17 protein-coding genes are annotated in these 21775 nt (G+C 33.1%); 16 read left to right on the top strand and 1 reads right to left on the bottom strand.

Translation table 11 applies throughout. The features are described from left to right. Positions 1-30 precede the first annotated feature (30 nt). The 16 genes from Q0828_RS06665 to Q0828_RS06745 all read left to right on the top strand — a co-directional run bounded on the left by Q0828_RS06665 (position 31) and on the right by Q0828_RS06745 (position 19075). Positions 31-759 (top strand): response regulator transcription factor, encoded by a 729-nt coding sequence (locus Q0828_RS06665; RefSeq protein ID WP_298418767.1) that lies wholly within the window; start codon positions 31-33, stop codon positions 757-759. Between the two features lie 249 nt (positions 760-1008). Continuing rightward, positions 1009-1962: a polysaccharide lyase family 7 protein gene (locus tag Q0828_RS06670; RefSeq protein WP_298418770.1), complete on the top strand. Its 954-nt coding sequence runs from the start codon at positions 1009-1011 to the stop codon at positions 1960-1962. Between the two features lie 10 nt (positions 1963-1972). Continuing rightward, a complete protein-coding gene (locus tag Q0828_RS06675; protein ID WP_298418772.1) occupies positions 1973-3793 on the top strand; it encodes a T9SS type A sorting domain-containing protein in 1821 nt (606 codons plus the stop codon). 105 nt (positions 3794-3898) lie between these two features. Next, positions 3899-5953 carry a polysaccharide lyase family 7 protein gene (locus tag Q0828_RS24515; protein WP_366523565.1) on the top strand — a complete coding sequence of 685 codons (2055 nt, stop codon included), beginning with the start codon at positions 3899-3901 and terminating at the stop codon, positions 5951-5953. 13 nt (positions 5954-5966) lie between these two features. Then, complete coding sequence (locus Q0828_RS06690) at positions 5967-6314, top strand: cupin domain-containing protein (protein WP_298418776.1); 348 nt, start codon at positions 5967-5969, stop codon at positions 6312-6314. Between the two features lie 250 nt (positions 6315-6564). Further along, positions 6565-9642, top strand: a complete 3078-nt coding sequence (locus tag Q0828_RS06695; protein ID WP_298418778.1) for a TonB-dependent receptor — start codon at positions 6565-6567, stop codon at positions 9640-9642. A 29-nt stretch (positions 9643-9671) separates the two neighbouring features. Beyond that, on the top strand, positions 9672-11099 hold the full coding sequence (locus Q0828_RS06700) for a RagB/SusD family nutrient uptake outer membrane protein (RefSeq protein WP_298418781.1): 1428 nt from the start codon (positions 9672-9674) through the stop codon (positions 11097-11099). A 16-nt stretch (positions 11100-11115) separates the two neighbouring features. Next, entirely contained in the window at positions 11116-12120 is a 1005-nt protein-coding gene (locus tag Q0828_RS06705) for a PKD domain-containing protein (RefSeq protein WP_298418784.1), read from the top strand. A 42-nt stretch (positions 12121-12162) separates the two neighbouring features. Beyond that, the gene (locus Q0828_RS06710) at positions 12163-13035 is read left to right on the top strand and encodes a polysaccharide lyase family 7 protein (protein WP_298418787.1); all 873 of its coding nucleotides are present in this window, start codon (positions 12163-12165) and stop codon (positions 13033-13035) included. A gap of 166 nt (positions 13036-13201) precedes the next feature. Beyond that, entirely contained in the window at positions 13202-13903 is a 702-nt protein-coding gene (locus Q0828_RS06715; protein WP_298418790.1) for a FadR/GntR family transcriptional regulator, read from the top strand. Positions 13904-14098: 195 nt separating this feature from the next. Continuing rightward, entirely contained in the window at positions 14099-15388 is a 1290-nt protein-coding gene (locus tag Q0828_RS06720; RefSeq protein ID WP_298418794.1) for an MFS transporter, read from the top strand. A 44-nt stretch (positions 15389-15432) separates the two neighbouring features. Further along, on the top strand, positions 15433-16197 hold the full coding sequence (locus Q0828_RS06725; protein WP_298418797.1) for an SDR family NAD(P)-dependent oxidoreductase: 765 nt from the start codon (positions 15433-15435) through the stop codon (positions 16195-16197). 45 nt (positions 16198-16242) lie between these two features. After that, positions 16243-17265, top strand: coding sequence for a sugar kinase (locus Q0828_RS06730; RefSeq protein WP_298418800.1), 1023 nt, complete (start codon positions 16243-16245; stop codon positions 17263-17265). Positions 17266-17268: 3 nt separating this feature from the next. Then, on the top strand, positions 17269-17937 hold the full coding sequence (locus Q0828_RS06735; RefSeq protein ID WP_298418803.1) for a bifunctional 4-hydroxy-2-oxoglutarate aldolase/2-dehydro-3-deoxy-phosphogluconate aldolase: 669 nt from the start codon (positions 17269-17271) through the stop codon (positions 17935-17937). After that, positions 17934-18467 carry a LacI family DNA-binding transcriptional regulator gene (locus Q0828_RS06740; RefSeq protein ID WP_298418806.1) on the top strand — a complete coding sequence of 178 codons (534 nt, stop codon included), beginning with the start codon at positions 17934-17936 and terminating at the stop codon, positions 18465-18467. Before Q0828_RS06735 ends, Q0828_RS06740 begins: the two co-directional genes overlap by 4 nt. A gap of 95 nt (positions 18468-18562) precedes the next feature. Further along, positions 18563-19075, top strand: coding sequence for a hypothetical protein (locus tag Q0828_RS06745; RefSeq protein WP_298418809.1), 513 nt, complete (start codon positions 18563-18565; stop codon positions 19073-19075). Here the strand turns inward: Q0828_RS06745 and Q0828_RS06750 are convergent. Beyond that, positions 19072-21573, bottom strand: coding sequence for a tetratricopeptide repeat protein (locus Q0828_RS06750; RefSeq protein ID WP_298418812.1), 2502 nt, complete (start codon positions 21571-21573; stop codon positions 19072-19074). The genes Q0828_RS06745 and Q0828_RS06750 overlap by 4 nt on opposite strands. Between the last annotated feature and the right edge of the window lie 202 nt (positions 21574-21775).

The raw sequence follows: 21775 nt of genomic DNA on the forward strand, positions 1-21775 counted from the left end.
TAATTTTTCATCCTAAATCGATATAGTAACATGAGTAAAATAAACGTTTTAATCTTAAAAGATAATTCTTTTGAAGCCAAAATATTAAAAGAATTTCTTGAACAAAATAATTACAATATTGCCAAAATTGCACGTAATACTAGCGAAGCATTAGAAGCTTACCATTCACAAACTATAGATTTAATGATTGTTGATCTTTTTTTAGAAGGCAAACCAGAAGGTCTTGATTTTACACAAACCTTAGTAAAAGAGCATCCTAATTTTTCAACTCCATTCATTTTTGTAACAAAACATACGGATAGAATTATTTTTGAAGAAGTAAAAATCACCAGTCCACATGGATTCCTTGTCAAACCATTTAATGAACTTGAATTACAGTATGCTATAGAGTTAACATTAAAAAAACATAATGCTGATAAAGAATACAGTAACCTAAATTCTTTACCTTTTTTCTTAAAAAAGCATGATACTTTCTATAAAGTACTTCCTAATGATATTTTTCATGCAGAAGTTGAAGGAAGGTATTGTAAAATACATACTCAAGAAAATGAATTTTTAGTACAACATTCTTTAACCGAATTTCAAAAAACACTGCCAACAACCTTTTTAAGAACACATAGAAATTATATTGTGAATGTTACAAGAGTGAAAGAAATTGACCCTAAGAACAACTTAATTGTATTAGAAAACGATAAAACAATTTTATTAAGTCGTTCTTTTAAAACATCATTTTTGGAATCTTATAAATTACTAGGATAGTCCGTTGTATGTGTATAAACACTGTTTCGCTGATAAAACATGAACACATAAGAACCTTCAAAATCAAAAGATTCGGAAGGTTTTTTTAGGTGTCATTTTTCTACTTAATCTTTCCTAAGAAATTCACTTTTCCACTTCAATATATACTTCAATTCTTAATTTATTAAAACTGAAAAAATCAGTCAATAACTTGCATATTCAAAAAATTACTATATTTTTGGTAAACCAATCTGGTTAACCAATTTGAAAATGCAGCTAAAAACCATCTTTTTACGAAGTATTAAAAAAGGAGTTATTTTTTCTCTTTTAGGAATTGCTTTTATAAACTGTTCAAGTAATGACAATTTAGATAAACCTATTCTCACGAATACAGAAACTCCTACTACACCAACGCAACCGACAGAACCAACGCAACCTGTTGTAAATTATGCCGACATCAACTTTTCAAATTGGAAAGTAACGTTACCTGTTGATGAGAATAATAATGGTAGGCCTGACGAATATAAGCCTGAAGATTTAATCAATTTTGGATATCAAACCTTAACTCCTGTACAACCATTTATGTATGATGACACTGAAGATGAGTCTTTAGTTTTTTATACATATCCAGAAACTTCAACTACGAATAGCTCATATTCACGTACAGAATTACGCGAATTAATCAATCCATCAAACTCTAAAGAAAACTGGACTTTGCTTGAAGGAGGAACAATGAAAGGGCGTTTAAAAGTGACTTCGATTTCTGAAGATAACAACTCAAATAATACATATCACAGAGTAATTATCATGCAAATTCACGGAATCATTTCAGAAGAAGACATGGCGACGCATGGTTTTTCGTCAAATAATGGTCCACCGCTTTTAAAAATTTATTGGAAAGACGGCTATATCTGGTCACATAAAAAATCGCTCATTGATGAAGCGACTTCTGGTGATGATTTACTAGATACTTCAAACACTATTTGGACTGATGTTAAACAAAATCTTGGGTATGTTGGTTATGATATCTTCAATTTTGAAATTATCGCATCAGACGCACGATTGAGTGTTCAATTAAACGATGAAACTCCATACATATATGAAGATGTAAGTTTAGACAAATGGCGTTTTGAAAACTATTTCAAAGCAGGAAACTATTTAATTACAACTGATGCAACTGCATATTCTTATGTCAAATATTACAATTTATACATAACGCATTAAAATAAACAATATGAAAACAAAATTACTTTTAATAGCAATACTTCTTGTAAGTTTTGCGCATTCACAAACAACGCTTACGATAGGTGCAGGAACATCTTCCTCCGCAACTAGAGGTCCTTTTCAACGTTCGGATAGTGGTTCAAGTTCTGTATATTCTCGTGGAGTTTTGCATTATACGGCAACCGAATTAGCGGATTTATCTCCTTCTGCCACAATATCTCAAATAAACTTTGACTTAGGTTCTACAAATATTATTACAGCTTCAGGTGATGCTACTATAACTATTTATATGAAAAATTCAAGCGCTACGGAAGTAGTAGCTGCTGGTAGCAATTGGGCAGACGCTATAGCTGGTGCAACTCTTGTTGGAACATATACATTTAATACAACAAATAACTTTCCTGGCACTACAGGGTTTATAGACTTTGTTTTATCTTCAGGTTTTAATTATACTGGTGGCGCTTTAGAAGTTGCTGTAGATTGGGACTGTTCTAATTTAGTTCCTGCTGATGCTGGACAACCTAATTTATTATTTTCTGGTAATGGCTCATTAAACTGGCGCTGGGATAATACAACACACCAATCTCTTAACTACAGAGCAGGATCTTCATCGGCACCTACAACATTAACAAGTAGAAAAGCGCAACGTGTAAACACTCAAATTATTTATAGTGGCGCTACAACACCTGCTACTACGGGTCAAGTAATTGGTGAATTCCCTATTATGGATGGTGGTATGGAAAGTCAAACTGCAGGCGCTATGAGTTCTGCAGGAAGTGGTCAATCTGGTACAGCGCAAACAGAATGGACCGTTTCTTCAACAGGCAATTCAGCGGTAAGAGATATGACAAACAATACATCATTAGCAAGATCTGGAGATTTCTCAGCAGCATTTCAAATTACATCCGGCAGTAGTAATTTAAGATTACAAAGTCCTTCAACTGTTTCTCCAAATCAATTACAAATAAATACAGAGTATACAGTACAGTTTTTTTACAAATCGAGCGTAGATCCTGGAACAGATTTAGACCCTGGTATTTATTTAAATAATACATCAGGTAGCAATACCACCAACAAAACTGATGCAACACCTTTTGTTGCTAATACTTGGACTAAAACTTATGGTACTGTAATAACTGGCGGAGCTATTAATGCATCTCATTGGGCGGTTGCTAGGATGAGCGATAGTAATTTAACAGAAGTTAGAGCAGATGATTTTGTTGTGTATTCTGGTCCTTATGACAACACAGCTCCAAACGATCCAACTACTGCTACCTATGTAAATAACGCCGGGATAGCTACAATTGGTTGGGCAGCTCCTTCAGGTGGCGTTGATAATGGCGGTTATGTTGTTGTTAAGTATACTTCTATGCCTAACGCTGATAACGATCCAAATCAAAATGGTATCTATCAATTTGGTAATACTACAACCAATGGAACAGGAGGTCTGACTGGAACTATAATTTATATTGGTACAGATACAAATTTTACAGATATTTATACAACAGGTAATTATTACAAGGTTTATGCCGTTGATAAAGCATTCAATTATTCAAATGAATTAATAATTTCTGACGACACTTTGGGCTTGAGCGATACTGTAGGTTTTGATTTTAAACTATATCCTAATCCAGCTACGGACATTCTAAATATCCAAATTAATACTATTGATTCTATTTCCGTTAGTATATATGATATGTTAGGAAAAGAAGTATTAAGTGCTGATAGAATAAATAATAGTATTGACATTTCTAATCTTAAAAATGGAATCTATATAGTTAACATCGCAACGAATAATAGGAGTATTACTAAAAAAATAATTAAAGAGTAATATCAGTATAAGTATCTTACTTTACGAAAGCACTTGATTAATGTTTTCATAAAGTAGTTTTAAATCCACAATCTAATAAAATCTTTATTAAATAGATTATATAATATGAGAACCAAAATATCTAAATCAGCTCTTAACTTTTATGCATTAATGATTAGTATCATTTTGTTATTTAATTGTTGTGCTGAAAACAAAAAACAAAACTCAGTTCACAAAAATGAAGCTGTAGCAGAAAATGTGAATCCACATGATGTTATTCCATTTTTTCAACATTGGAATTTAATCTTAGGAAATGGTTCAAATGCGGGTAAAGCGACAAACTATGCTGATAAGAATTTCTTTTTTACAGCAAATGATGACAAAGAAAATTGGGTTGTATTTAAAACACCTAATGCTGGGAATACGCATGGAACTTCTAACAATACCAGAACTGAATTAGCGCAATTAAAAAAATGGACACCAATGACAGAAGCTACTATGAACGCTACACTTAAAGTAATGAATGTTGCTACTACAGGTGATGCGCGAGTTGCAGCAACATACTCAGTAGTAGTTGGTCAAATTCACAGTGCTGATGGTCATGAAAATGAACCACTAAAAATATTTTACAAAAAATTTCCAGGTCATACCAAAGGGTCTGTTTTTTGGAATTATGAAATAAATACGGCTGGTGATAGCAATTCTAAAAGATGGGATTACTCCTATCCTATTTGGGGTTATGACTTTTCTGTAGTTGGAAGTGATAAAGACAACTACCCTCCAGAACCTAAAGATGGAATTGCTCTTGGTGAAGAGTTTAGCTATAAAGTAGAAATAAAAGACGGAATCATGTCTTTAACATTTACAAGTGAAGGACATGAAACAAAAACATTTACTAAAAACTTGATTGTTTCAGAATATGCAAAACCTTCAGATATGCCAGAACAAGTCAAAAATTTATTTGTTCCTATAGGTCAAGATGGAGTAGAACGTGAAAAAGCATATACTGGTGAAGGTCTATTTTTTAAACTAGGTTGTTACAACCAAACAAACGGAAAAGCACCTAAAGTGAATAAAGTTTGGTGTTCTGGTGCAGAAACGCATGGTGGTAATATTGACAAACAATATGCAGATGGTAATTATGCAGAAGTGTGGTTTAAATCTGCTAGTATAGAAATCAGCGATAATGCCATTTCTAATGCAGGTTATTTCAAAGCGAATGATGGTTTAAGTAAAAAAACAGTATATCCAAGTGAAGTAATTCCTTTTATGGATAAGTTTAAAATTTTATTAGGAGATGGAACAAACGAAAACAATCTTGTTAACTTTGAACACAAAGATTTTTTCTATACTGTAATTGATGGCACTAGACGTTGGGTAGTATATAAAACACCTAACTCGGGAGTTACTTCAAAAAACTCAAGCAATACTAGAAGTGAATTACAAGAAAAAAGAGAATGGACACCAGAAGAAGGAGGAAAACTAACAGGTACCTGTAAAGTAATGCAAGTTTCCGTTTCTGGAGATGCTAGAGTTGCAGCTTCATATTCAACAGTAGTTGGACAAATTCATAGTGGCGAAGGACATGAAAATGAACCACTAAAAATATTCTACAAAAAATTCCCTGGGCAAACTAAAGGATCTGTATTCTGGAATTATGAAATAAATACAGCTGGTGATAATAATGCTGGAAGATGGGATTTTTCAACCGCTGTTTGGGGACATGACATGTCTGTAATTGGAAAAACCAAAGAAGACTTTCCTGCCGAACCTGAAGATGGAATAGAATTAGGAGAAGAATTCAGCTATGAAGTAAATGTCTACAAAGGAATTATGTATCTCACATTTACAAGTGAAGGACACGAGACCAAAACATTTACCAAAAATCTAATCAAATCTGAATACGTAAACAAATCCGATTTGCCTACGCAAGTAAAGAAATTATTTGTCCCTATAGGACAAGATGGTACGGAACGCGCTACAGCTTACAGTGGAGAATTAAATTACTTTAAGCAAGGTGCATATAATCAAACCAATGGAAAAAGTCCTAAAAAGAGTATGGTTTGGTGTGCAGGCGCAGAAACGTATGGAGGCGATATTGCCAAACAATACGAAAATGGTTGTTATACAGAAGTATGGTTTAGAGAAGCAACAATAGGTTTAGGTACACCTCAAAAATAAATAAGAAATAATTATGAAAACATTTGGAGCAAGTAAAGAATTCATTTTAGACAAAGATCTCGATTGGGAAGTTGTTGGAGAAGGCGTAAAAAGAAAAATTATGGGCTATGATGATAAAATTATGCTCGTAAAAGTTCATTTTGACAAAGGTGGTATTGGATACAAGCACGAACATTACCATAGTCAAGTAACCTACGTAGAAAGCGGAACATTTGAATTTTCTATCGGAGAAGAAACAAAAGTTGTAAAAGGTGGTGATACAGTATACATACCTCCACATGTTTTACATGGTGCAGTATGTACGGAAGAAGGAATACTAATTGACGTCTTTAGCCCTATTCGTGAAGACTTCATGGAATAAACTAAATTAATTTTTATTTAACAAAAATTTAATATATATTTGGTAAACCAATCTGGTTAACCAGATTAGCCAGCCACAAAAAAAGGACAGGTGCACGCCTATCCTTTTTGGAAATTACTTCTTTGGAGGGAAGTAAGATTATACATAATTACTTATTGTAACATGTATGCCGCTAAAATACAAAAAAATTAACGGTAAAAACATGGCTTTAAGTGATTAGTTGAATACTAACTAATTAAAAAAACTAATTATGAATTTAAAAACTAAGCTAACCTACATTGCAATGCTACTCTTCTGCGTTTCAATGTATGCACAGGAAGCCTTTACTATCAAAGGAACTGTTGTTGCCAAAGCTGACAATCAGCCTGTGCCTGGTGTAAATGTGCTTAATGTAAAAACATCAAAAGGAACAACCACAAATTTTGATGGTATCTACGAAATTAAAGCCACTAAAGGTGATGTCCTTCAGTTTTCATATGTAGGATTCGTAACGCAAACCGTGATTATTGACAATCAAAAAACACTCAACATTACATTAGTAGAAGACGCTTCACAACTAGATGAAGTTGTTGTTATTGGTTATGGTACTCAAAAGAAAAGTCACTTAACAGGCGCTATTTCTAAAGTGAAAAATGACGATCTTGATCAAATTGCTGTTCCACGTGTGGATGAAGCATTAGTTGGTCAGGTTTCTGGTGTAAATATTCAAGCGACCGAAGGAGAAGCTGGTTCTGCTCCTACTATCCGTATTCGTGGTACAGGTTCTATCACAGGTAGCTCTGACCCTGCAATTGTGGTAGACGGATTGGTTGTTGACAGTGATTTCTTAGGTTCATTTGACATGAATGACATTGAGTCATTTGAAGTATTAAAAGATGCTGCTTCTGCTTCTATCTACGGATCAAGAGGTGCCAATGGTGTTATTTTAATTACAACAAAACAAGGTAAAGAAGGAAAAACAAAATTCTCATACAATTCGTTTATGGGATTCAAAGAAGCAAGACAAAGTGATGATTATTACTTTACAGTTGCTGAAACTGCTGCTGCAGAATTAGCCGCAACAGGAACACTTTCTGATAGAACACGTTACAAACAATTAATTGGAACAGACAGAGATTGGCAAGATGTTATCTTTGATGGAGGAATTATCACAAGTCATTCATTTAACATGCGAGGTGGAAACAAAAAGACAAAATTTAGCGCTTCTTTAGGATACATTCATGATGAAGGTGTATTGTTAACTGATGACTACAAAAGATATTCAATGCGAATAAAGTTAGATTCAAAAGTAACTGACAAACTAACACTTGGAGTTAATTTAACACCATCATATACAAATAGAAGACGTTTTGATGGTTCTACACACGATATCTTACGTCAAGCACCTTGGTTACCATTATATGTAGACGAAAACAACATTCAATTTGTAAACAGATTGAGAGACGGTGGACGCTATGCAAATGTTCAAATTGGAGATTATGCAACACAACGTATGTTTGATGATTATGATTTAAATACTATGCAACCCGTTGAATCTGGCGGAACAGATATTAGTAACACATCAAATACAAACCCTGCTGCAAAAGTATTAGAGCGTGATCGTAATGATTACAAATTCAAGCTTGCAGGTAGTTTTTATGCTAATTATAAAATTTTGGATGGTTTAGCATTTAGAACTACACTTTCTGGAGATTTTCAAAATACACGAAGAGATCGTTGGCAAGGTGTACTATCGAGCAGAAATGGATCTGCCGCAACAAGCCTCCTTATTTCTACGCAGAATAGAATTCACATGGTAACTGATAATATTTTATCATACAACAAAACATTTGACAAGCATGAAATTAGTGCTATTGTAGGTTTCTCTGCTGAAAAATGGGACACTACTTTTGAAAGTGTTTCTGGAGGTGGATTTGAGTCAGATTTAGTTCAAACAATTACAGGAGCCGATCCTACAACAGTAGTTGGAAGCTCGTATAAATTTCCAGAGCGCTTATTATCATACTTAGGAAGAATTAACTATGCATACGACGATAAATATCTTGTATCATTAAGTATACGTCGTGATGGATATTCTGCATTTGGAGAAAACAATAAATATGGTAATTTCCCAGCAGCTTCAGTAGGTTGGATAGCTTCTAACGAAGATTTTTTAAGCGAAAGCGAAGTTGTAAGCAACCTAAAACTTAGAGTAAGTTATGGAGTTACAGGAAACCCATTCTTTAACACAGGAAATGTATTAGTAGACAAATTTCCATATTTATCATTACTACAATCTTCTACTGCAGTAATAGACGGAACGCTTTCTAATGGATTTAACCCAATTAACTTGGCAAATCCTAATTTGCAATGGGAGCGCTCAATAGAAATTAACCCAGGAATTGATTTTGGGTTATTTAACAACATAGTTACAGGTTCTATTGAATACTATAAAAGAACTAGTGATCAATTACTAATTGACAATCCAGTTTCAGTAACTACAGGATTTGATAGCGGATTGGTAAATATTGGAGAAGTTGAGAACAAAGGTTTCGAAATAGAATTACGTACACGTAACATTACAAAAGAAAACTTCAGATGGTCTACAACAATGTTAGCTTCTCGTAACAAAAACGAATTGGTTGACTTTGCGGGTTCTAACGGACAAATTCAAAACGTAGATAGCAAAAGAGCTGCTGAATGGATTAACTTAGTAGGAAACCCTATTTCATCTTATTATGGTTGGGTTGTAGATCGTGATATTCCTTTAGAATACATTGCAGATCCATATCACCCAGTTGGTGGAGAAGCACAAGATGTATATGTAAAAGATTTGAATGGTGATGGTGTTATTGATGATGATGATAAAACAATCTTAGGAGATCCATATCCAGACTTAGTTTGGAGTCTTACAAACGATTTCAAAATTGGAAGTTTTGATCTTAGTTTCATGTTCCAAGGTAGTCATGGAGCAGAAATTAGAAACATGGGAGATCAATACTTATTCAACCATTTCAACAGTTCTCAAGATTTTATTTCATCAACGCCTGATCAAGAATTCATCAAAGAAAAAATCTTTACAAATGACATCATTCAAGATGCTTCTTATGTAGCGTTACGTACAGTAAACATTGGATATAGCTTACCAGACAGTATATTATCAAAAATGTTCTTAACGAAAGCAAGAATATATGCTACAGGGCAAAACTTACTCTATTTTACGGCAAGTGATTATACAGGATTCAATCCAGAATCAATTAACACTACATCACCAACTACGTACGGATATCAAAGAGCAGGATCACCTATAAACAGAACAATAACACTTGGTTTAAACGTTGAATTTTAATCTAACACATAACTAAAATGAAAAATAATATGAAACAAACAAAAATTGTAGCATTGTTAGTATTGCTAGTTACTGTGTTTTCATGTGAAAAAGATTTCTTATCACCTGAATTAGAATCATTAGTAAATGCTGAGATCTACTATACAACAGAAGCGCAACTTGAAACTGCTACAGTTAATATGTATGATGGTATTCAAGGAATTAATTCAACATCATCAAATGATTATCACTCATTACAAGTTGAATTTTATCTTACCGAAATGCGTAGTGATAATACAAGAACAAAAGCATCCGAAGGAGAAGCTGCACAGTTTGAAAGCTATGATATAGTACCAAACAACGGAATTGTTGCCGATTACTACAGAAGTTTTTACAATGTAATATTTAGAGCAAATGTAGTTTTAGAAAACTTAGGAGTAGCATCTGATTCAAATAGAGCCAGTTTTGAAGCTGAAGCTAAATTTGTAAGAGCCTACGCTTACTTCAACTTAGTACGTTTATATGGAGATATTCCTTTAGTAGATAGAGTTATTGGAAACAACGATACAGATATTTCTTTTACAAGAGTTCCTACAACAGAAGTGTATGCCTTAATTGTAGAAGATTTACTAACAGCTATTGACGGCTTAGACAATACATACAAAACAAGAGCTTCAAAAGCTGCTGCGCAAGCTTTATTAGCAAAAGTATACCTAACACAAGGTACCAACTACTTAGATGCACAAATATTATGTGAAGCGGTTATGGGAAGTGGTTTTACATTAGAACCAAACTTTGAAGATGTATTTTACAACGAACTAAACAACGAAGTAATCTTTGCAATAGGATACAGTCCAGCTGGAGTTGACAGTCAAAATTTCTCTGCAGAATGGTTAAATGCTGTAGGAAGAACAAGTGGAGTAAACTATGTAACTAACGACGCAAAAGATGCTTTGGATATGCTTGGAGGAAATAGAGGACTAGATGTTTCATACCGTGTAGACATCTCTCAACCAACACAACACCAAGTACGAAAATACATTCCAAACGGGGAAGTTGATGCACATGCTGGAGACGATTTCGTAGTATCTGATCCAAGACTCGCAGGAAACGACTGGATTGTATTGCGCTATTCAGATGTACTACTAATGCATGTAGAAGCTATCATGGCTGGAGGAAACAGTACTGCCGTTCCTGCTGCTTTAAGTTCATTTCAATTAGTACGTAACCGCGCAGGACTTACAACAACAGTAACAAATATTACAAAACAAGAATTACTAGATGAAAGACGTGTAGAATTAGCATTTGAAAACCACCGTTTATTCGATTTAATCCGTTTCAACGAAGCACAAACTGTGTTATCTACATTCTCAACTGCTAACGGCTACAACTTTAATGCAACTGATCTTTTATTACCAATTCCGCAAAGAGAAATTAACCTAAGTAACGGTGTTTTAACGCAAAACCCAGGATACTAATAAAATATAAAGGACAATGAAAAAACAAATCAAAAAAATAGTTGGGTTTACCACAGCAATTGTATTGGCGTTTACATTCCAGTCTTGTAGTGAATTAGAAAAATTTGAACTTCCTGAAGAAGGTTCAATTGCTGATGCAACGCCACCAGAAGCTGCCTTTTCATTTACTCAAGGACAAGGTTCTGACGAAGAATGGAAAAACTATACATTTGCTAACTTATCTACAAGTGCTACAACATATAGTTGGGATTTTGGAGATGGAAACACTTCTACAGAAGTAGATGGAGCAAACACCTATCCAGGAGAAGGATCATACACAGTGACTCTGACAGCTTCAGATGCATTAGGTGTTATAAGTTCAGTAATGCAAGTTATTGAAGTAGTAGAGCCAGAAGCTCCATCAGTTCCTGATCCAATTTTAATAAATGCTGATTTTGATAAACTAGAAAAAAACAATGGTAATTCTAGTGATTGCTCTTGCTCTGGATGGGATAACGATGATATCGGTGAGCAAGGAGAATCAAGTTCTGGTAATGGAGGTTCTGACAATGTTGTCAAATTTGACAATAACGAGCCTGATCATGTATACCAAGAGTTTGCTGTAACACCAAATGCTGATTATACAATAACAATAGTTACATCGCATAAAACAATAGCTAGTACACCTGGTAGTTACCCTGGTAGTACACTTGAATTAAGAATTTTAGCAGGAGCTGGTTATGTAACTGGTTATGAACCTACTTATTATGCAACCGCTACAGAGTTTCCTAGTTCAGGTTATGGATATACTACTGTTGCACAAGTAGAAGATGCCGCAAATAATCTTTTAATTGAAACAATAGCAAATCCAGATAACGACGATTATTTTACTCATACATATACATTTAATGTAGGAGCAAATGATAGTGTAGCACTCTTTATAAGAGGAATTGGAGGAGATAGTAACGTTGGTAGTTACGGGTATACTAGTGGAGATGAAGAAATAAGAGCAGATTCAGTAACTATTACAGCTATTAATTAATAATATCATATGATCTTTAGAACATTCCTTATTCTATTTTTTATGTTTAGCCTTACTGGTTTTGCACAGTCTAATGACAGTGACAAAGCAAGTACTGTGACAAAAGAACAAAAGAAAAGAAAAAAAAGGAGGAAAAAGAAAAAGTTTAAATTACCTAAAATTGATTTATCGCATTGGAAAGTGACAACGCCTGCGGGCAATGGAAAAAAACCGCAGGAAGTGTCACCACCAGAAATACTGGACTATGCAACAAATAAAGACTTATTGCCATATATGTATAACGATTCTGTACGTGGCGCTTTAGTTTTCTATGCATATCCAAGTAAAGCTACTACGGCAAATACCAAATATTCTCGATCAGAATTAAGGGAACAAATGGAGCCGGGTGAAAACAATGTCAATTGGACCTTTAAACAAGGTGGAAAAATGAAAGGTAAATTAGCCATTGATGAAATTTCCCGTGATAAAAATGGAAAATATCACAAAGTCATCATTATGCAAATTCACGGTCGTTTAACCAATGCGCAACGCGATCTTATCGGTCAAAAAGATAACAACGCACCACCAATATTAAAAATATATTGGAAAGATGGTAAAATACGTGTAAAAACAAAAGTGTTAAAAAATTTGAATGCTTCCAATGAAGAAATATTACATGAAGATGCTTGGGGCGATGATGAAGGATTTACATTCAAAGAAAAAGTAGGTTTCAAAAAATTTAGACTTGAAGTACGCGTAAGCGAAGGAAAAATGACAATTGTTCTAAACAATAACGAATTCAAAACATATGAAAACATTCACATGAAAAAATGGGGTGTCTTTGAAAATTATTTCAAAGCAGGCAATTACTTTCAGTCACGTGATGATAATTCATTTGCAAAAGTGCGTTATTACAACTTAGAAGTTACGCATTAATAACAAAAGTTAGTTTAATTTGAATATATGCTTTCGTTGGGTTTTACTGGTCAATTTTTGGTCAGTAAAATTCAAGTAAAGTTTTTTAATATGTTAGCGTATATTACTTATTAATTTTATAAATTTAAACATACAAATCTGGTTAACCAATTACAGAATTCAAGGTATGAAATTAGATACAGTAACAAAGACAGAAACACTCGATCTTCAAAAAATGATTATCTCCAAAATACGTGATTTAATCAATATTAAGAATTTAGAGCCGGGCGACAAACTTCCATCAGAACGTATGCTATCTGAGAAATTTGAAGTTACACGTAGTAATGTTAGAGAAGCTATTCAAAAACTTGAATTCTATGGATTGTTAAAATCAATTCCTCAAAGTGGAACTTTTGTTGCCAATATAGGCGTTACCGCGATGAATGGAATGATTGAAGACATTCTTCGTTTAGAAGAACCTGATTTTAAATCACTTGTAGAAACGCGTATTCTTTTAGAACTCAAAACAGCACGTTTAGCTGCTTTACGCAGAACAGAACAGGATTTACTTAAAATGAAGGAAGCACTAGATGCGTATACTGAAAAAGTTTTAAATGGTGAAGATGCTGTTCAAGAAGATTTATTATTTCATTTAGCTATTGCAAAAGCTTGTGGAAACAGTACCATGAATACATTCATGTTAATCATTACACCAGAAATCATTACAAACTTTGAAAAATATCATGTCTGTGATGAAAATCAAGCTCAAAAAGGAATTCAAGAGCACACTGAAATCTATGAAGCTATCAAAACGCAAAATCCGCAACTAGCGAAACAAAAAATGAAAGAACACTTTAAAATGCTATATCAATACTGTTATAATATTTAAAAAAGCACACTCAATTTTGAAAATGCACGGCTTCAAAATTGACTTAAAAATAATGGAGGGAAGTAATTTTATAGATAGAAACGTAACATACATTTCTTCACAATAAAATTACACACAATACAACAGAGCTACATTGCTCAAACAATCAAATACAATGCTTGTCATGCAAGGATTGGTATATCTCATACATACAATATGAAAATAAAAGGATTACGCTGGTGGATTATAGGGTTGATCTTTATAGCCACAGTAATAAACTATATTGACAGAACTGCTTTTGCCTTACTTTGGCCACAAATGGGTGAAGATTTAGGCATGGACAAATCAGACTATGCCACAATGTTAAATGTATTTTTAGCATGTTACGCCATTGGTAAATTTGCTTCTGGCAAATTATATGATACCATAGGAACGCGCTTAGGCTTTACAGTTTCTATCATTGTATGGTCTGTAGCTTCTGCATTTCATGCATTTGCAAGAGGTTTAATTACACTATCAATATTTAGAGGGTTACTCGGTTTAGGAGAAGCTGGAAACTGGCCTGGTGCTGTAAAAAGTAATGGAGAATGGTTTCCAGTAAAGGAGCGTGCCATTGCACAAGGAATCTTTAATGCAGGGGCATCTATAGGAAATGTAATTGCTCCTTTTGTTATTGTATTCTTGTATTCACGATTTGGATGGCAAACTACGTACATCATTTTAGGTGCTGTTGGAATACTTTGGGTAATTCCATGGTTATTCTTAAACAAATCAACACCAGAAAAACATCCGTGGGTTACTGAAAAAGAAAGAAACTTAATTCTTTCCAGTAGAATTGATAAAGTAGACGAAAACACAACTATAAAAGCAAAAAGTTTACCACTTGGCAAAATACTAAGTTACAAAGAATCATGGGGAGTATTAGTATGTCGATTCTTCATAGAACCTATTTGGTGGTTCTTTGCAGGATGGATGCCAATATATCTAAATGACAAATTTGGACTTAGCATAGAAGAAATAGCAGGAACAATGTGGATATCGTATTTAATGGCAGCCACAGGAAGCATCTTAGGAGGAATGTTTGTGCGAGAACTCATAAAAAAATATTCAGTTGACATTTCAAGAAAAGCAACCATTGCTTTAGGAGGTTTACTAGTCTTAATCGCTTTCGTATGTATTATTACACTTGTGAAAGAAGACAACTTTATGACCTTCATATACTTTGCAGGACTTGCCTTATTCGGATTTCAGTTCTCCATTGGAAACATTCAAACCATATCAAGTGATTTATTCAGAGGGCCTTCTGTAGGTACATTAGCAGGATTAGCAGGTACGGTAGCAGCCGTATCTCCAATGATTATGAACTGGTTTATTGGTAAAATAACTGCTGGCGGATCATACGTTCCAGCGTTTATTGCCATATGTGTTTCAGTAGTATTAGGAGTAATCGCAGTATTTGTATTAATAAAAAACATTGGTCCTGTTAGAAAAACAATAGAATCATAAAATTAAATATTCAATAAAAAATTTAGAATAATAAAAATAAAACTATGAGTAAATTAAATGGAAAAGTAGCAATTATTACAGGAGCTACTGGCGGTATTGGTTTCGAAGTAGCAAAAAGATTAGGAAATGATGGTTATACGGTCATTTTAAATGGAATAGATGATGCACGCGGAGCAGAAAGAGTACAAGAATTAGCAGACGAAGGAATCACAGCTGAATACTATGGTTTTGATGTTACTAAAGAAGAATTAGTAACAGAAAACATTACTAAAATTGGTGAAAAATACGGAAAAATAGATGTGCTAGTAAACAATGCTGGTGGACTAGGTGGAAGATCTCGATTTGAAGAAATGACTACTGAATTCTATCGTTTTGTAATGGCATTAAACTTAGATTCAGTATTTTACGCTTCCAGAGCAGCAATTCCTTTCTTGAAAAAAGGAGAACATCCAACTATCATTAACTTTACATCCAATGCAGGTTGGACCGCTGGTGGACCAGGTGCAGGAATTTACGGAACCTCAAAAGCAGGTGTACATTCTATCACAAGAGCTTTAGCAAAAGATTTAGCAGAATATGGTATTCGTGTAAATGCAGTATCTCCAGGTACAATTGACACACCATTTCATGCCCAAATAAAGTCAACAAAACCAGAAGTTTTTGCATCTTGGGCAAACAATATATTATTAGGTAGACTTGGGCAGCCAGAAGATGTTGCTTCTGTAATATCATTCCTTGCAGGTGCCGATGCAGCATTTATAACTGCGGAAACTATTCAAATTGGTGGTGGACAAGCATTAGGAATCTAATAAGTACAATACAAATTAAGCGCTTTAGTGCAAACAATATAATAAATGAAAAAAGTAGTTACGTTTGGTGAAATTATGTTGCGACTATCTACAGAACGCTTTTTACGGTTTTCGCAATCAAAATCGTTCAATGCAATGTATGGAGGTGGTGAATTTAACGTAGCCGTTTCATTAGCTAGCCTTGGTATTCCAAGCGAATTTGTAACGCAATTACCAAATAATGAAATTGGTGAGTGTGCTTTAATGGAAATGCGAAAGCGAAATGTAGGCACAAATAATATTTTGTATAGCAAAGACCGACTCGGAATCTACTTTTTAGAAACTGGGGCTGGCACACGATCTAGCAATGTTGTATATGACAGAGCTAACAGCGCTATGGCAAACATAACCAAAGGAACATTTAATTGGAAAGAAATTCTAAAAGATGCTTCCTGGTTTCACTGGAGTGGAATTACGCCTGCCATTTCACAAGGCGCCGCAGATGAATGTTTAGAAGCCATCAAAGCTGCGCACGAACTCGGAATAACAATTTCATCAGACTTAAACTATCGTTCAAAACTTTGGAAATACGGAAAAGAACCGCATGAAATTATGCCAGAAATGCTTCAATATAGCAACATCATTTTAGGTGATATTGATACAGCATATTTTATGTTGGGACAAAACAAAGTTAATCCCAATTATCAAGATGTAAAATCACTTCCAAAACTTTATGACAAAGTGTTTGAGTTGTGTCCAAATTTACAAACGATGGCAACAACACTTCGATATTCTGTAAGTGCTTCGCATCAACGAATTGGAGGAATATTATATGACAAGAAAAATATTTACGATGCTGACATTCAAGAAGTAACACCGGTTGTAGACAGAGTTGGAAGTGGTGATGCTTTTATGGGCGGATTAATTTATGGGTTGTTAGCACATGAAACTGATAAACAAAAAGCCATCAACATTGCAGTAGCTTCTTGTTGTTTAAAACATACCATTTACGGTGATTACAATTTGGTTTCCCCAGCAGACATTAACAACTTTTTAGAAGGAAAAAATAACGGAAAAGTATCCAGATAATACATGGCAACATTTACACGCATAGAAGTCGCACAAACGATGAAAAATACAGGTTTAGTTCCTTTATTTTATCATCATGATATAGAAACTGCAAAACAAGTTTTGAAAGCTTGTTATGACGGCGGCGCACGCTTATTAGAATTTACAGCTCGTGGCGATTTTGCACAGGAAATCTTTGGAGATTTAAACAAATATGCTGTGGCAGAATTGCCAGGCATGGTACTAGGTGTCGGATCTGTTACAGATGCAGCTTCGGCTTCTTTATACATGTCGCTTGGTGCAAATTTTATCGTAACTCCTGTATTACGGGAAGACATTGCTATGGTTTGTAACCGACGCAAAGTATTATGGTCTCCAGGTTGTGGTTCGTTAACAGAAATCGCGAAAGCAGAAGAACTGGGTTGCGAAATCGTAAAGCTCTTTCCAGGAAGTGTGTACGGACCAGAATTTGTAAAAGCAATCAAAGCGCCGCAACCTTGGACTAGCATTATGCCAACTGGTGGCGTCTCTCCTACTCGTGAAAATTTAGAAAAATGGTTTGCTGCTGGTGTAACTTGTGTAGGAATGGGTTCAAAATTGATTCAGAAAAAAGAAAATGGAGATTTTGATTTAGCAAAAATTGAAACACTCACCAAAGAAGCGATTCACATTATAAAAGAAGTACGTGTATGAATCTTTCGCAATCAGCAATTACATTAAAAGAATTATCGCAATTATCAGGTTTTTCAATTTCGACGGTTTCTAAGGCGTTAAATAATAAATTCGACATTAGTCCTACAACTCGAAAAACGATTCAGAAAATCGCGTCTAAACATAATTATGTACCCAATAATTATGCTGTTGCACTACGCAAAAAACAAACGAAAGCCATTGCGATTATTATTCCGCAAATAAATACTGCGTTTTATAGTTGTTTTTTACACAATATTGAAAAAGTAGCATCAAAATATGGGTATCGTATTGTATTATTTCAATCATTCTCAGCACAAAAACGCGAACAAGAATGCCTCAAAAGCATTAATGACGGTAGTGTTGATGGCGCTATAATATTATCTACAAACTGTGTAACGGAGTTTACTTCACGTAAAAAGTATCAACTTCCTGTACAGTGTTTTCAAATTTCAGAACAGTTTGATGAAAAACAACTAAAACACGAATGCATTGATGCATTTTCAGACTTGTTAAAGGAAATTTCTTTTTAGCTTTCAAAAAACACTTCGTTAGCAAACTTATGAATAGGTATTTACAGCTTCTTTTTCATCTCAACTAACTATTCTTTATATTTATTAAAAAAACTATGAAAGTTCACTTACATAGAGAAAAAGAGTTTTTAGGAGTTTTATATGTAACAAATCAACTGAGAGAAATATATAAATCAGATTTTTCAATCAGTCATGAAAATACATTTCAAAAATTTGAAAACTTAACTCAAGAAAATTATAGAAAAGTTTCTAAAAATCATTTTTTTGAGCTATTTAATTTTTCTGACGCTCCTAATATTTCATATGATACCATGAATAGAGTCATCGAATGGTTTACGAATAGTGAGTATTATATGTTCACAAAATACATTGAAGATCATGCTGAAGAAATTATAAATTCAAAACTCATTACGAATAACGAATTAGCAACTTTATTAAAAAAGATAAACTACAAAGTTAATTCGGAGAATACAATCGATGATGATGTTCGAATAAGTGATATTATTAGTAAAAAAAATACTTCAATAAAAATTAAAGGAAGTAGTTCTATCGATATTAAAAAAATTGACACTGGAGAAAACACAAATATAAATATTGGTGGTTCTTAATATTTAAAAGGTTCTAAATATTTTTTGGGGTCTAATTCCCAATTTACAAGAACAGCATCTATAAGTTCATAAATTTCTATAACTATAGTATTTTTTGTTGATTTTTTTAAAAATAGTATTCCTTTTTTAAGATGCTCCAATGATTTTTTCTTATTTGGTTTTGTCCATTGGTAGTATAATGACAAGTTAACGTACACTCCGGCAATATAAACATTGTATTGATAAGGATCATCAACCGCTAAACTCGTGTAAATCTCAAGTGTTTTTTGGTAATTAGATAATGCCTTTGCTTTCTTATTTGTGTTTTCATACAGCACAGAAATATTACATAATGTATCTGCCAAGACCCCAAGATGCATCTTGTTTTTCTTTACTCGATTTTCTCTAATATTTCTAGCTTTTTTTAGATATTTTTTTGCCAAATCATATTTATCAATATCGCTATACAAAACCCCTAAACTATTATACGTCTCTGAAAGTTCAAGAAAATTCTCAGCTATTCCTCTTCTTAACTTCATAGCTTTTAAATAATATTCCTCTGCCTTCTTGGGTTTTGAAAGTGTTTGATATAACTCTCCTATATTATGAAAAATTAGTGCTGAGTATCTTTCATAATTGCTAGGCAAATCAAAAGAAATAGATTTGATCGTTTTTAAAGCAGATCTAAACAATGTTAGTGTTTTTTCGTGCTTACCTAGATGATTCAAAAATGCTGCATAATCTAAATATGCGCCTATCATTGGAATTACATGTACTAAAGGTTGATTCTTTTGTATATTTTCAAAAACTTCAATTGACTTTATATAAAATTTTTCAGCTTTAAAATACTTATTAATTGACTCATAAAACCTTCCTAAATACATCATTGAGAAACCAACATTTGCCTTAAAAGCTTGTGGATTAGCTCTAGCCAACTGATTTGCTATTGATAATGATTCCGTTAACATTAATTCTGCCTGATTTACTTGATTGGAATCTTTTAAAAAAATACCATAATTATATAATGCATTATACAATGTGTCTTTATATTTAGCATCATTTACATTATTTAGTTTACGAGCTAACTTTATAGATCTTTTGTAAAAAGAATTCGCTTTTTCCACTAATAATTGATCACCATATAAGCGTGCTAAATTTATTAATGTAGTTAATAAATCATGGTTGTTTGCTTCAGGATTTTGAGTGACTAATTTAGTGCGTATTTTATAGGCTTTTGCAAGGTGTTTTTCTGCTTTTTCATAAATTTCCAATTCAACCAAACAAACACCTAAATTATTCAAAATCATACCATAATCTCTTGCCTTCTTATTTCCAAGATTCAAAAAATTCTCGAAGATATCTAAGCTCTTCAAATATTGTTTTTTGCTTTTTCTATATAAATAATTATCTGTATATAAAATTGCCAAATTGTTTCTTATTTTATATTCAAGCTCAAACGAATTACCAGTATATTTTTTTTCAAACTTACTCAACACTTTTAATGCCTTTATGTAATATTTTTTAGACACTTCAATTTCGTTATGCATTTTTTTAAAAGTACCGATATCATTATATAGTTCTGCTTTATGGATCAGAAAGTGTTTTTTATTTTTAATGATTGGGTTCTGAATAATTTTGATACATTCTGAAAAAAAGTATTCTGCTTTTTCATAAGAGTACACATCATTCATAAGGTTACCGAAGTTCTGGTATAAAATAAGTGTCCTAATTATATTTTCTGTTGGGCTTTCACGATATAGTATATCAACAATTTTTTTTGCTTTGTAAAAATTATTAATCGCATCTTCAAAATTATCAGTTATTCTATACAATGAAGCTAAACTTTCATATACATCTGAAATCTCTGCTAAATTCTCTTTAGGCAATTTTTTATAGTTATAGTCATATAATTCTTCGGCCTTCTTGAAATCTGCATACGCCTTTTTCAAATCTCCTTTATTGTTTAAAAAAACACCTCTATTGTAATAGGCATCAGCCAAAGATGAAGAATACTTCTCTGGAAAATCCTTACTTAGTTTTTCCATATAATTGAACGACTTGTTTAAAAGCAATTCAGATTCATACTCCTTGCCTATATCATTATATGCAATTGAAATATTTTGCAGCGAAGTCCCTAAGTTTTCAAAATAAATTAATTCTTCAGGGTTCTTTAATAAGAGTTCTTTATCTATTTTTAATGCTTCAGTATAAGATATTAGAGATTGATCATAATCATAAAGATTTGCCTGTACAATGGCAATATTAGTATACATACTAGATAACATTTCTTGATAGTCATTGGTATTGTCTACTAACTTCAAATAAATAGTTAATGCTTTATAATAATACTTACTAGCCTTTTTATAAAACCTGTGATTCTGTAAAAAAAGAGCATAATAAAACATATATTCAGACTGAAACTTAAGGTTTTGGTTTCCTGAATTATAAACTGATAAAATTCCTTGATCTAATAGTTTAAGAGACTTTAATAGTCTTTTATTTGGATTTTTAATGTCCATATTTATAGACATCAATTGTGCTTTTATTAAATATTCTTTTGCATTATTAACCAATAAATCATGTGATTTTGATAATTCTTTCTGCAATTCTTTTTTAGTTTTTACGCTGACTTTTTTATTGATAAGTGAAATAGCTTCGTGAATTTCATTATTAAAAAATGCATTTTTAATAAGATCAATTACTTCAGAACCTTCAATATTT

This window comes from uncultured Kordia sp. (assembly GCF_947496985.1).
Classification (GTDB): Bacteria; Bacteroidota; Bacteroidia; order Flavobacteriales; family Flavobacteriaceae; genus Kordia.